We start from the raw sequence: 13368 nt of genomic DNA, 5'->3' as shown, positions 1-13368 counted from the left end.
ATGATATTAGAGTTTTATACAATGTTAAAATTAACGCAATCTTATGAAAATTTGTTAAGATATATCTACAGAGAGGAGTTGGAGAAATGAAGATTCTTGTTTTAGGAGGAAGCCGCTTTCTAGGCAGAACCTTTGTTGAGGAAGCACAGAGGCAAAACCATGAGATAACTATTTTTAATCGGGGAAATCAAAATGAAGGGTTTAAAGATGTTGAGATTATTACTGGTGATCGTCTTAATGACTTAAGTAAACTAAAGAATCGGTATTGGGATGCTGTATTAGATACAAGTGGATTTATCCCTTCTTCGGTCTTAAAATCCACCGAACTGCTAAAAGATCGTGTGAAGCATTACACCTTTATTTCGAGCATTTCTGTTTACAAAGATTGGGTCCAGGAAAATTTCGATGAAACGTATCCGGTTTACAACATGTCATTAGAGAAAGCAAATGAGCTTGCTAAAGACAGCAATATATATCAGTATTATGGACAATTTAAAGCATTATGTGAAGTGGTCGCTCAGAAAGCTATGCCTGGCCGCGTTGCAAATATTCGTGCAGGCCAATTAATTGGACCTAACGACTATACTGACCGCATTCCCTATTGGATACATAGAATCGCTGCTGGAGGTAAGATTTTAGCACCAGGAAATCCTAACAGACCTGTGCAGATGATTGACAATAAAGACCTGGCACATTGGATCTTGTCAATGATGGCTAATCAAACAGCGGGAACTTTTAATGCTACAGGACCAGACTATACACTTACAATGAAAGAGATTCTTGCAGCTTGTATGAAGGTAACAGGCACCGAATCAGAAATCGTGTGGGCTTCAGAAAAATTTCTCCTTGAGAATAAGGTTGCGCCGTGGACGGAAATGCCTCTTTGGGTGCCTGAAGAGTTTCCTTTGGAGCCAGAGCTTAAGGATCCATGGAGAGGTGCTTTTACCGTAAATATTGATAAAGCCATTGCGAGCGGACTTACCTTTAGGCCTTTAAAGGAGAGTCTAGCGGAAATTTATGAATGGGAAAAGCAGCGTATTTTAGCTTCCGATGAATGGATATCTGGAATGAGTGCTGATCGTGAAAAAGAGCTGCTTGAATTGTGGTTTCAACAAACGAGTAAATGATTTCGCGGATAAAATTCAATTACGGCCGATATACTAGAATAGCCCCTCATCAGCGAGGGGCTATTTAATGTGGATTTACATTAATTTTCTTTTTTGCTTCAAGAGTTCATTAAATTCATTGTCTAATTCCACGTATTTAGGACTTTTTGGGTCTATTAGTGATAATTCACCCAAAATGGTAGCAATTCTATTTTCGATTATCATTAAAGATTCTTTACTATCAGTAGGTTCGGCACGGGTGGGTTTATTAAAGTACTCTTCCGGTTTTATTTCCATACGCTTTATCTTCTGATTTTCAAACACAAGGAGTTTATCACACAGCTTATTTAAGAAATAAAAGTCATGCGAAACAGTGATAATCGTTCCTGCGAATTCATTTAGTGTTTTTTCAAGCTGTTCCCTGCTTGGTAAATCGAGGTGATTGGTCGGTTCATCCAAGATAAGAACATCATATTCTTTCATTAACATTTCGACTAGTTTGACACGAGTTCTCTCTCCAAGGCTCAGTGTTCGAATAGGCTTTGTAATAAACTCTTCCTTCAATCCGAGATTGGCAAATAAAGTTCTCGCCTTGAGAATGTTTTCTCGGTCCGTAAAGCCTAATGCCTCTAAAGCTGTTTTCTCAGCTGGTAAATTGTCAACATCCTGACTTAAGTAAGCAATCTTTAATGAATCACTTTTCCAAAGGTAGCCGCCAGTAACGGCTGTTTCACCAAGAATCATTTTAATTAAGGTGGTTTTACCGCAGCCATTTTCTCCAAGTAAACCAATACGTTCCCCGTGATTGATATAAAAGTGACATTCGCTAAAAAGGGATCTCTCTTCAAACGACTTCGATAAACTCTTGGCCTCAATTATCCTTTTTCCTCTATTTCCTTTCGTATCAAACTGAAATCTAACTTTTGTCTCCTCTAGAGGTTTGTCGACCTCGTTTTTTTCTAGCTCGCTCTGAAGACGTTTCATTTTAGATTTCACTTGAGCATCACGTTTCTTCGCCTTAACTCGGTGATATTCTTTATTTCCATAATCTCTGCCTTGTTTTGTTGATGTTCTGTGAGCCTTTTCAGACCATGACGATAATTGCTCCATCTGCATTTCGATATCTTCTTTTTTACGCTGCTGCACCTCATAATGGTGCATTTGGGTTTCAAGTCGGTGCTGCTTTTCCTTCTGATAATCACTATAGTTCCCATTGTAGAAATTCAACTTTGTATTCTCTATTTCAAAAATACGTGTCACCGTTTTATCTAAGAAATGCCGGTCGTGAGAAATAATCAATACTGGACCTTTAAATTTCTCCAGCTCTTCAATCAGCCATTCTATCCCTTTAAAATCTAGGTGGTTGGTCGGCTCATCGAGAATCAAGAATCCCGGCTTGGAAGCCCACACGTTGGATAATGCGAGTTTCAACTTTTCGCCGCCGCTTAAATGGTTTAAACGCTTCTCTTCCCATGCAGAGACCTTTTTCAGTCCTAACTTACTTGAGTGCTGCAATAGGTCTTCCTCTATTGAAAATAATTCATTCGCTTCATAATCGATTGATTGTGTAAGGTATCCAATCTTTAATTCGTGTGATTTTTCAACGAACCCCTTATCAGGTGTGATTTTACCAGTAAGGATATTGGCCAATGTTGTTTTCCCGGTGCCGTTATACCCTACGAGACCAATTCTTTCGCCATTTTTAATATCAAATGATATATTATCTAAGATTTTCCTAAGATTAAAGTTCATTTCAATTCCAGTTACTTTTATAACAGATAAATGATTTTTGTTCATAAAAAAACTCCCTTCGATGGAACCTGAAGAGAGTTTTGAGTCATGTCGTTTAAGCAATCCATAAAAAAGCATAGTTAATAAGCCGCAAAATGACCTAAGTTAACGATGTTTTCATAGAAATATAAACGTTCAGGACTTAAAAAAGGATAGACTAATCCTATTCTTCAGGTTCACCATTTTTTCGCTATTCGAATAAATGTCTGAAAAATAAGATTATAACTTCATTCCTCTTTACCATTCCTTTACGTTTGTTATGTTTATTTTATTGTACCTAAACCGAAATTGTCAATGATTTCCGTAAAATTAACATTGGAATTAGGCTTCCCACTCTCAATATTATTTTTTAAATTGGTAAGAGTATACGTCTGCCAATCCTGCCAATTTTCCAAATCCCATTTCTCCAAAAATAAAGTATATAAAAAGATCTCTCTGATTTTTAAAAAGATAGGAATTTGTAGAATAAGTTCTTTGCTAAGAGTGTGTTCCTGTTGATAACCACGTAAAAAATGCATCCAGAATTCGCTGCTAAATTGGGTGTGTTCGGGTGTAAACGAGGAAGCTTGCCAATAGGCATGATAAAATGAAGTTGCTAAATCATATGCCAACCAATGGTAAGCACAATCATCAAAATCAAAAACTGTCAGCCGTCCTTCATTGACAAAAATATTACCTTGATGAAAATCATTATGTATAAGGCCAAATAGGTCAGGAGTTAGCGGGAACGTTGCTAACTGCATTAATAGTTGTTGGTACTTTTCTGCAATTGTTTCTGAAGTGATTTTTGGGAATAGCTTTAATAAATCCGGTTCTTGCACAGTCCAAATGGGACGATCTACTTTTATTTTTTTTCCAGCACTATGCATCCTCCCCATTACATTTCCCCAGCGATATAATAGGTCATCGTTCCATACTTCAGTCTTGGTAACATCAATGGATGTTCCTTTTGCTTTCTCAAATGCCACGACAAAATGGTTGCTGCTAATGGGTTCTATTAACTTGTTATTCAGAGTTTTCACAGGTAAAGATACTGGCACCCCATTCTCCCATAACCCCTTTATAAATGCCAATCATTCATAATATCAACTTGCTTTCGTCTGTTGGAAGGCGAAACTCTAAAAATGAGATTACCATGGGAATAAACAGTATTATGAAAGCCGTCATTAATTGGTACGAGCTTACCTTCCGTATAGCCATATAAACGTAAAATACAATCAGTAATCATGTTATTCTCTCTTTTCTAAATGAGCACCTATTTTAATTTTTTTAAAATTTTATCTGCATAGCTCCCAAAACGAGAATTTGTCGCTGTTCCTCTTTTTTCAAGTAATCTTTCCATTTCCAACCTTTTTTTCATAATCTTTGCCTGAAGACGTTCTTTCTGTTCTTCGTCGACTGCTCCTTCTAGCAATTCTTCCATCCTAAAGATTTCTTTTTTAATATCTTCGGGTGAATAGCCCGCATTATTTAACACGCGGTATGCCATTTTCCATTCATCAGACATTCCCGGAAAATTATCCTTTATTTCCAGTGACTGCCCCATTCCAGGAAGATTTTCGAACTCCTTCTTCTTTATGGCTTCCTTAATTTTATCTTCGGCGATTTTTGAAAAATCCATTTACACCGCACCCTTCGCTCTACAAGTAAATAGTATATTTTTCTCTAAAATATATTGTTATTACTCTGAAAAAACCACCATGCAAAGGCTGCATGGTGGTTTTTAATATTATGCTTCTTGTAATTTTTCGCGAAGTACCATTGGAAGGATACCGCCATGACGGTAGTAATCAATTTCAACTTCAGAATCGAAGCGAACAAGTACTTCAAATTCCTTCTTGTTTCCAGCTTCATCAGTAGCTGTAACTTTTAGAAGATCACGTGGTCTAACGTTTTCATCCACTTGTACATCGATCGTTTCTTTACCAGTTAAACCAAGTGTTTCAGCGCTTTCGCCCTCTTTAAATTGAAGAGGAAGCACGCCCATTAGCACAAGGTTAGAACGGTGAATACGCTCAAAGCTTTCAGCAATAACTGTCTTAATGCCTAAAAGGTTTGTTCCTTTAGCAGCCCAGTCACGTGAAGAGCCCATTCCGTAGTCTTTTCCAGCAAGAACAACAAGTCCTGTGCCGTTTTCTTTGTACTTCATGCAAGCATCGTAGATAGATGTAACTTCACCAGTTGGCCAGAAAGTTGTGAAGCCGCCTTCAGTGCCAGGTGCGATTTGGTTACGGATACGAATGTTTGCAAATGTTCCACGCATCATAACTTCGTGGTTACCACGGCGAGAACCATAAGAGTTGAAGTCACGAGGCTGAACACCTTTTTCTAATAAATACTTACCAGCTGGTGTATTCTTACCAATAGCACCTGCAGGAGAGATATGGTCAGTTGTTACTGAATCCCCAAACTTACCTACCACACGAAGTCCAGTTAATGGTTCAACTGTACCTGGCTCAGGTGATAAGCCTTCAAAGAATGGTGGGTTTGCAATATAAGTGGAATCTTCATCCCAAGTATATAATGGCTCATTGCTCGTTTGGATTTCGTTCCAACGCTTGTTGTCTCCGAACACATTCGCATATTCTCTGCGGAATAATTCAGGAGTTACAGTACGTTTAACTACATCATTTACTTCAGCAGTTGATGGCCAAATATCCTTGAAGAATACATCGTTTCCGTCTTTGTCTTTACCAATTGCTTCAGAAGCGAAATCAATGTTCACAGTTCCAGCTAGTGCATAAGCGACAACTAGTGGTGGTGAAGCTAGGTAGTTACCTTTTACAAGCGGGTGAATACGTCCTTCAAAGTTACGGTTACCTGAAAGAACAGATGTAACTAAAAGATCATTTTCAGCGATTGTCTTTTCAATTTCTTCTTTCAATGGACCGGAGTTACCGATACATGTTGTACAGCCGTAACCAACAAGGTTGAAGCCGATTTGCTCTAGATATGGAAGTAATCCAGAATCACGAAGATATCCAGTTACAACCTTTGATCCTGGTGCTAAAGAAGTTTTAACAAACTTTGGAACTTCCATTCCAAGTTCAACAGCTTTCTTTGCAACAAGACCTGCCCCAACTAGAACGTAAGGGTTAGATGTATTTGTACAGCTAGTGATAGAAGCGATAGCTACTGCACCAGTTTTAATCGTTGTTTCGTCACCATTTTGGAAGTTTACGACAGCAGACTTTTCAAGCTCATCTGCTTGTAAGCCGAAGCCTTGGTTTCCTTGTGGAGCTGAAACAGCCTTAACAAATTCTTCTTTCATTTTTGAAAGTGGAATTAAATCTTGTGGACGCTTAGGACCAGAAAGATTTGCCTCAATTACAGAAAGGTCGATTTCAATCACATCAGTGTAAACTGGCTCAAATGATGGATCGAAGAAAAGGCTATTTGCTTTGCAGTACTCTTCTACTACTTGGATATGGCTTTCTTCACGGCCAGTTAAGCGCATATACTCTAATGATTCTCCATCGATTGGGAAGAAACCACAAGTTGCGCCATATTCTGGAGCCATGTTAGCGATTGTTGCACGGTCTGCTAATGGAAGTACAGATACCCCAGGACCGAAGAACTCAACAAACTTACCAACCACACCGTGGCTGCGAAGCACTTGAGTTACTTTTAATGCTAAGTCAGTTGCAGTTGCACCATTTGGAAGCTCACCAGTTAATTTAACACCGACAACTTCTGGAACTGGGAAGTAAGAAGGCTGTCCAAGCATTCCTGCTTCTGCCTCAATACCACCAACACCCCATCCTAAAACACCAATACCATTGATCATAGTAGTGTGGGAGTCAGTACCAACTAATGTATCTGGATATGCTTCTAATTCACCGTCAGCTGTCTCAGCTACGTGTACCACATCTGCTAAGTACTCAAGGTTAACTTGGTGTACGATACCAGTTGCTGGTGGAACAGCACGATAGTTATTGAATGATTTTTGAGCCCAGCTTAGGAACTGGTAACGCTCAGCATTACGTTCAAATTCATAATCCATGTTAACACGTAGAGAGTCAGCAGAGCCGTAAGCATCTACCTGTACAGAGTGGTCGATAACAAGGTCAACTGTTTTTTCTGGATTAATTTTATCTGGGTTGCCGCCAAGGTCTGCCATTGCTTTACGTAGAGAAGCAAGGTCAACTACTGCAGGAACACCAGTAAAGTCTTGTAGGATTACGCGAGATGGCTTGAATGGAACATCCACTTCTTTAAGCTCATCTGTTCCCCATTTTGCTAAGTTTTCAACGTGCTCCTTTGCGATGACACGGCCATCGTATTGACGAAGCACAGATTCAAGTAATACTTTTACGGAATATGGCAATTTAGTAACGTTGCCAAGACCAGCTTCTTCAAGTGCACTTAAGCGGTAATAGTGATAACGTTTACCGTTCACTTCGAAGGAAGTGCGTGCATTAAATACATCATTTTTCACCATAGTGAAACCCCCTCATTCGTCATCATTAATTAAATTAACGAAAAGTCGAAAAGTTTGAAAATTCCTATCCATCCCTACTTTTCTCACAATTCTAATCTTAATACAACCTTTTACATAAGTAAATAACAAGAAAGTTATTGCGATTGATAAGTTTTTCTTATGTTTTTTATGTATATTGTTCAAAATATTTAGAAAAATCTTATAATGCCGTATAACTGAATAGTCTTAAAGATTAGAATTGCGTCATATTTATTATCTCAAAAAACTTTTTTGTTGTCATTTATTTTTACTTAAAAGGAAATATTATCTTTATCAGTGAGAATTCTACGGAATTCTTATAGGAGGTGAATGGCATGCAACGAAAGAAGTCAAATCATGTAATTCCGGGCGCAAATGCAGCAAAAGGTCAAGGTATGGGTGCTGGATATAATGAAGAAATGTCTAACGAACCTTTAACAATCAAAGAAAAAATGAACAATAAAAAACGTAAAAAGAATCAATAAAATAAAAAGGCGGAAGCGCCCTACACTAGTCGCTGGGCGCTAGAGCTTGATTGGCAGACAAAAAGCAGGAGTAATCCCCTGCTTTTTAAATATGCTATTCAGTAAGATTTACTTCTTCTACGATGCTCTGCAAATCTTGTTGAAAGCGCTCGAGCTGTGCTCTTTGGTGCTCTGAAGCCACTTCTAATGCATTTTCAATTTGCTGATAAGCTTCATTAACTTCTTCTTTTAAATGCTTTAATTGGTGACCGTAACTGGCACTGTCACTAATGATCGTTTTAAATAATCCCTGTGCTTCTTCATAGCCCTGCTGAGCAGCCTGAAAAGCCTGCTGCTTATCCTTATTATATGGAAATCGATCAATCTCAGGCATTGACTGTTTCACTCCCCTCACGTTTCTATAACGTTAAATTGCACAGCGCCACAACAAATTATTCAGCATAAAAAGTCTCCGGCATTGCATCCTAACAATATAGGAGGAGGGATGAAAATGGTGAACAAAAACGACGGCAAAGATATGCGTAGAAATCAACCAAAGACGTCTGGTCAGCCTGAGCCTTTAAGCGGATCGAAAAAAGTAAAGAACCGCAACCATACTCGCCAAAAAAGTAAATCACATCATGATATGTAAAAGCGGAAGGCGCCTACCTATCGGCGACAGGCATAAGCCGGCTGGAAGGTTGTTCTTTAACCTTCTGGACGGATTGTCTTATGACCCCGAGCCGATGGAGCCTGTTCCCGGATATTTCTCATAGATAAAAATATATATTATCGGACCTTTGAAATAGTGCTAACCCCCTCTAGACCAATGAGGGGGTTGCTTTTATAATTGAAGTAAGGCTTCTTGTAAAAGATGCTCTTCGTCCTCGGTAACTGTTCTTAAATCAATGATGAATTCATCTTTTTGAATTCGTCCAACAATGGCTGGTTTATATTGTGTTCTTAATTTTCTTCCAACCTGTTCTGCTGTTAAGGTATGATGTTTAAGAGCAATCACCAGGGTCGGCAGTTGCACATCCGGCATTGTTCCCCCGCCTACTTGACTTGTACCAGGAAAAATTTTGGCCTCAAAATCATTTGTGTCTTGTAACAATTTTGTAACAAACCTCTTCGTTCTTTCGTCTAATATATCAATAGAAACTAATAAATCATGGATGGTGGGAATGTTATGTACACCATGTTCCCCGCGTGCATAATCAATTAGCGTACCTTCTAACGCGGCTAGAGTCATTTTATCTACGCGAACCACGCGTGCTAATTGATGTTTTTTTAGAATATCTATGATTTTCTTCTTTCCAGCAATAATTCCTGCTTGAGGTCCACCCAGGAGCTTATCCCCACTAAAAGTAACAAGATCTGCACCCATTCCAATGACCTCGCTTACAACGGGTTCATCTCCAATTCCATGCTTTCTGAAGTCGAAAAGGGCACCGCTCCCAAGGTCTTCATAAAAAATAACATCGTTACAAGATTGAGTCAGTCTAATAAGGTCTTCTGTTTCGACTGATTTGGTAAAACCAACCACCTTGAAATTACTTGTATGTACTTTCATGACAATAGCCGTTTCAGAATTTAGAGCTTTTTCATAATCATATAAATGAGTTTTATTTGTAGTTCCGACTTCGACTAATTTCGCTCCACTCTCTTCCATAATGGAAGAGATCCGAAATGAGCCGCCAATTTCTACTAACTGTCCTCGTGAAACAATGACTTCTTTATTTTCTGCAAGCGCTCTTAAAACAAGATAAACAGCTGCCGCATTATTATTAACGACCATTGCCGCCTCTGCACCGGTAATTTCTTTAAGAAGTGCTTCTACATGGCTATGCCTGGATCCACGCTCCCCTTCATCTAACTTGTATTCAAGGTTTGAGTAATTTTGGGCTGTTTCCACAACATGCTGGATGGCGTTGTCACTCAGCCTTGCTCTTCCAAGATTCGTATGAAGGATGGTTCCTGTCGCATTAATTACTCTTTCAAGGGTATAAGAATATTGTTTCTTAATATTGCCGCCTAATAGTTGAAAAACATCCTCTATAAACTGATTTGTACCCGGGATGGCGCCATTCCATTCTCCATTTATTAGTAATGATCTTATTTGATCAAGTGCTTCCTTTAAATGCTTTGTTAATTGGGTAACATCCAAATGATTCTCCCTTAGGAGGGATTCGAACTGCTTGTGGTTTTGTAGTTCATGTACCGCCGGGATTGAGCGTAACCATTCTTTCACCAAAAAAAACTCCTTTACTATACCTACTTTAGTCCTGCTTTTCATTACACCCTTTCATTCTGAATGAATAAAATAAACCATGCAAGGGGGATTGCTATGAAATCCAAAAAAAATATACAGCCCATCGATTTTGACCTTGTGGAAAAGTGGTTGGAAAACTACTGCCTCGATCCTCTAACTACACAAGATGACCTGATTCAATTTCGAATTGATTTATATGAGACTGACAAAGAATGGATCGTGGAGGCATTACTTAACGAGTATAACAGCTCGGAAATTAAGGTTTTTATTGAAGACCATAAGCTTGTTATCACTGCTGGTAAATCTTCCACTTCCTCTAATCAACATAAGAAAATACGTACTATCGAGTTCCCCTTTGAGGTTATTAATCAAAAAGTAAGTGCAAATTATATTAATGGTATATTAGAGGTTCTTATTTCGAAAAATGAAAAAGGTCCAGGGAAAAACTGCTACATTACATTGCCTTAAGTTATCTTACGGCATTATTTTTTTTGCGATTTTTCGGTTAACATAATATTGTTACTACATTAATAAACCCTCATACCAAATGGTTGATATGAGGGTAATGTTTATTTTTGTGATATTTTATTAATGATATCGTCGGTGTCAGGAAACACCCCTGTATCTAACTTAGAATAGATTTTTTCCCCATTGACAGTTACTTCGAATGCCCCGCCTGAAACAGGGATTAATTCCATTTTTCCAATGTTACGGTTAAAGTGTGTAAAAAGTTCTTCCGCGAGACCCGCGGCTTTAGGTGCGTAGTTTCATTGCATGCAGAATTCAACAATAACATGATAGTTGCTCATCTTTTTACTCCTCCATTACATAAATCTAATTTCCTACATCACTATAGTAAAAATATTTTATCGCAACGTTATTTTCCATGCAAATCTTTTGCTTGTTCATAGTGTGTGCAGTTTTTTTTCGAAACAGTTATACTAATAAATGGAGGTGGAACGATGAGTGAGCAAGAGAAAATACGCCTAACCTCTTTATCAACTAAAGCGGGCTGAGGCTGTAAAATTGGTCCTGAGGACCTGGCGCAAGTTTTGCGTCATTTACCAAAGCAAGACCCTGTTCCTGAGTTATTAGTGGGACACGAAACTTCTGATGATGCAGGAGTGTATCAGTTAACGGACTCGATTGCCCTTATTCAAACGGTCGATTACTTTACCCCAATTGTGGACGACCCATATATGTTTGGACAGATTACCGCTGCCAACGCCTTAAGCGATGTTTATGCAATGGGTGGAGAACCGAAAACAGTTCTAAATATTGTAGGTTATCCAATAAAAAAACTCGGTCCTGAGATGCTTTCCGATATACTGCGTGGTGCAGCCGATAAAGTAAAAGAAGCTGGCGCCTTAACGGTCGGAGGTCATTCTATTGATGACCAAGAGCCAAAATTTGGTCTATCTGTAACGGGAATCGTTCATCCTGATAAGGTTTGGAAGAACGTTGGAGCTAAGCCTGGTGATGTATTAGTGATTACAAAGCCGATTGGCGTTGGTATTATTACCACTGGGATTAAACGTAGTGTCGTTACGGCGGAACAAGAACAAATTGTTACCGATACAATGGCTGAGTTAAACAAAACCGCTGCTGAGGTGTTGACGAACTACCACCCACATGCTGTAACGGATGTAACAGGATTCGGGTTACTTGGCCATAGCAGTGAGATGGCGCGTGGAAGTAATGTGAGCTTTGAAATCAACTACTCTAAAGTTCCAATCCTTGAAGGTGCATTAGAGTTAGCCAGGGATGGAGTTGTACCTGGAGGTTCAAAATCCAATCATAAATGGTTAATTAATGATGTTGTCTATAAAGATCTTTTGCCAGAGGAACAATTAGTTCTTTGTGATGCGATTACTTCTGGAGGACTTCTTGTTTCGATGAGTGAAGAAGAAGCTGTTCAGTACGTGAATAACCTCCATTCTGCCGGTAAACACCATGCCGCCATTATCGGCAGGGTTACGGAAAAGAAAGAGAATTTAATTTATGCAATGAGGTAACAGCGTGGCATGGGCTACGCTGTTTTTTTCTTGTTAAAGATGATGCAAGAATAAAACCTTACAGCTTTTATGCAAAAGCGTACAGGTTCTACAAAAAAGCGTACAGGTTCTACAAAAAAGCTTACAGTTTCTACAAAAAAGTGTACAGGTTCTACAAAAAAGCATACAGTTTCTACAAAAAAGTGTACAGGTTCTACAATCGGTCGGTCACTCCAGTTGAAATAAAAAAAGATGACCGAAAATATCCGGTCATCTTTCAACTTTTCATTGGATACCACTTGTTTTGGTTTTGTTAACGGTCAATTTATTCGTTAACTTATTAATCATATCTTCAGTCATTCTCGCTAGGTCATATTCGAATTTGAAGCCCCACTCTTCCTCTGCTGCAATAGCATCGATCGAATTTGGCCAACTGTCGGCAATTTTTTGGCGGACAGGATCCACCTGATAAGTGAGTTTGAATCCTGGTATGTGTTTTCTAATCTCGTTTGCAATTTCTTCTGGATCAAAGCTCATTGCAGTTACATTGAATGAGTTACGGTGCTTAAGCCGGCATGGGTCAGCTTCCATCAAATCGATAATCGCATTTAGTGCATCAGGCATATACATCATATCCATATACGTACCTTTATCAATATACGATGTATATCGTCCGTTTTTGATGGCTTCATAGTAGATTTCCACAGCATAATCTGTGGTGCCGCCGCCAGGCAGTGCTACGTGTGAAATTAAGCCTGGGAAACGAAGTCCCCTCGTGTCGACTCCAAATTTGTGATAATAGTAATCGCCTAAAAGCTCGCCAGCTACTTTATTTACGCCGTACATGGTCGTGGGACGCATAATCGTATCCTGTGGTGTGCTGTCTTTCGGTGTAGACGGTCCAAATGCACCAATCGAACTTGGAGTGAAAAATTGGGCATTAAGCTCCCTTGCCGTTTCTAATGCATTCATCAACCCGCCCATATTTAAATTCCAAGCTAAGACTGGTTTTGCCTCCGCTGTTGCCGACAATAGTGCGGCTAAGTGCATGATCGTATCAACCTTGTATTTTTTCGCAATGTCGCCCATCTTGTTTAAATCTGTAACATCTAAAGTTTCAAATGGACCGCTCTGTGCTGCTTCACTGTCATTCTTTCTAATATCAGTAGCAATTACATTATCATACCCATACGTTTCCCGTAATTTCATAGTGAGCTCGGAACCAATTTGTCCGAGTGCACCAGTAATTAATATCCGTTTCATTCTTCTCCGTCCTCCTCAC

Annotated in this window: 13 protein-coding genes and 1 pseudogene; 5 read left to right on the top strand and 9 right to left on the bottom strand. The window is 39.0% G+C overall.

Going from position 1 to position 13368, the window contains the following annotated elements:
* Positions 1–86: 86 nt before the first annotated feature.
* Positions 87–1127 (top strand): SDR family oxidoreductase, encoded by a 1041-nt coding sequence (locus QFZ31_RS04370; protein WP_307301201.1) that lies wholly within the window; start codon positions 87–89, stop codon positions 1125–1127.
* Between the two features lie 75 nt (positions 1128–1202).
* On the opposite strand, the gene abc-f is transcribed toward QFZ31_RS04370, so the two are convergent.
* The 5 genes from abc-f to acnA form a co-directional block, all read right to left on the bottom strand.
* On the bottom strand, positions 1203–2903 hold the full coding sequence (gene abc-f, locus QFZ31_RS04365) for a ribosomal protection-like ABC-F family protein (RefSeq protein ID WP_307301200.1): 1701 nt from the start codon (positions 2901–2903) through the stop codon (positions 1203–1205).
* A 257-nt stretch (positions 2904–3160) separates the two neighbouring features.
* Positions 3161–3970 carry a phosphotransferase enzyme family protein gene (locus QFZ31_RS04360; RefSeq protein ID WP_373459822.1) on the bottom strand — a complete coding sequence of 270 codons (810 nt, stop codon included), beginning with the start codon at positions 3968–3970 and terminating at the stop codon, positions 3161–3163.
* Entirely contained in the window at positions 3958–4125 is a 168-nt protein-coding gene (locus tag QFZ31_RS04355) for a hypothetical protein (RefSeq protein WP_307301197.1), read from the bottom strand. Before QFZ31_RS04355 ends, QFZ31_RS04360 begins: the two co-directional genes overlap by 13 nt.
* A 27-nt stretch (positions 4126–4152) precedes the next feature.
* Positions 4153–4518, bottom strand: a complete 366-nt coding sequence (locus QFZ31_RS04350; RefSeq protein WP_307301195.1) for a DnaJ family domain-containing protein — start codon at positions 4516–4518, stop codon at positions 4153–4155.
* 108 nt (positions 4519–4626) lie between these two features.
* Positions 4627–7338 (bottom strand): aconitate hydratase AcnA, encoded by a 2712-nt coding sequence (gene acnA, locus QFZ31_RS04345; RefSeq protein ID WP_307301193.1) that lies wholly within the window; start codon positions 7336–7338, stop codon positions 4627–4629.
* Between the two features lie 353 nt (positions 7339–7691).
* On the opposite strand from acnA, the gene sspO reads away from it, so the two are divergent.
* A complete protein-coding gene (gene sspO, locus QFZ31_RS04340; RefSeq protein WP_034673441.1) occupies positions 7692–7841 on the top strand; it encodes a small acid-soluble spore protein O in 150 nt (49 codons plus the stop codon).
* A 94-nt stretch (positions 7842–7935) separates the two neighbouring features.
* Here the strand turns inward: sspO and QFZ31_RS04335 are convergent, their stop codons facing one another.
* Positions 7936–8214 carry a hypothetical protein gene (locus QFZ31_RS04335; protein ID WP_179595557.1) on the bottom strand — a complete coding sequence of 93 codons (279 nt, stop codon included), beginning with the start codon at positions 8212–8214 and terminating at the stop codon, positions 7936–7938.
* A 117-nt stretch (positions 8215–8331) separates the two neighbouring features.
* On the opposite strand from QFZ31_RS04335, the gene QFZ31_RS04330 reads away from it, so the two are divergent.
* Positions 8332–8472: a small acid-soluble spore protein P gene (locus QFZ31_RS04330; protein ID WP_179595556.1), complete on the top strand. Its 141-nt coding sequence runs from the start codon at positions 8332–8334 to the stop codon at positions 8470–8472.
* A 192-nt stretch (positions 8473–8664) separates the two neighbouring features.
* On the opposite strand, the gene selA is transcribed toward QFZ31_RS04330, so the two are convergent.
* Positions 8665–10071 (bottom strand): L-seryl-tRNA(Sec) selenium transferase, encoded by a 1407-nt coding sequence (gene selA, locus QFZ31_RS04325; protein ID WP_307301190.1) that lies wholly within the window; start codon positions 10069–10071, stop codon positions 8665–8667.
* Positions 10072–10167: 96 nt separating this feature from the next.
* Here selA and QFZ31_RS04320 point away from each other — a divergent pair, with 96 nt between their 5' ends.
* Positions 10168–10560, top strand: coding sequence for an Hsp20/alpha crystallin family protein (locus tag QFZ31_RS04320; RefSeq protein WP_307301189.1), 393 nt, complete (start codon positions 10168–10170; stop codon positions 10558–10560).
* A gap of 101 nt (positions 10561–10661) precedes the next feature.
* On the opposite strand, the pseudogene QFZ31_RS33755 reads toward QFZ31_RS04320, so the two are convergent.
* A pseudogene (locus QFZ31_RS33755) lies at positions 10662–10847 on the bottom strand (Rdx family protein); the annotation flags it as partial.
* 207 nt (positions 10848–11054) lie between these two features.
* On the opposite strand from QFZ31_RS33755, the gene selD reads away from it, so the two are divergent.
* A complete protein-coding gene (selD, locus tag QFZ31_RS04315; RefSeq protein ID WP_307301186.1) occupies positions 11055–12107 on the top strand; it encodes a selenide, water dikinase SelD in 1053 nt (350 codons plus the stop codon).
* A 264-nt stretch (positions 12108–12371) separates the two neighbouring features.
* Here selD and QFZ31_RS04310 read toward each other — a convergent pair whose 3' ends face one another.
* Complete coding sequence (locus tag QFZ31_RS04310) at positions 12372–13349, bottom strand: L-threonine 3-dehydrogenase (RefSeq protein ID WP_307301185.1); 978 nt, start codon at positions 13347–13349, stop codon at positions 12372–12374.
* Positions 13350–13368 lie beyond the last annotated feature (19 nt).

The organism is Neobacillus niacini, assembly GCF_030817595.1.
In the GTDB taxonomy this organism is placed as follows: Bacteria; Bacillota; Bacilli; order Bacillales; family Cytobacillaceae; genus Neobacillus; species Neobacillus niacini_G.
This window is presented reverse-complemented; position numbering and strand designations above follow the sequence as displayed.